1 protein-coding gene is annotated in these 299 nt (G+C 68.9%); it reads right to left on the reverse strand.

The genetic code is table 11. From position 1 onward, the window contains the following. A partial coding sequence (locus AC0IYH_RS30805; protein WP_471837969.1) for a DUF3473 domain-containing protein occupies window positions 1-299 on the reverse strand: 299 nt, incomplete at both ends.

Here is a 299-nt window from a genome sequence, read left to right on the forward strand (position 1 = left end):
GTGCGTTGGCGACGCGTGGTTGGGAGGGGTCGATCTCCCACGGGTGGAAGTAGAACATCGCCGGCTGGCCGGCGCGGTTCGACTGGCCGACGGCGATATCCGTGAGTTTGGCAGGCAGCAGGCGGAAAAAGCCGCCACCGGTCGCGATGCGCTTGCCGTGCCACTCCGCGACGGTGACGGGCACCTCGGTGAGCGCGCTATCGTTCAGCGGGCGGAAGCCGAAGCGGGGGGCCTCCCGCCAGCCATAATGGTCGTGCGCGAGCGGAGCGACGCTGGACGAATAGGCGTAGCCCTCCTCC

It is taken from the genome of Pseudomonas sp. AC463 (assembly GCF_979253585.1).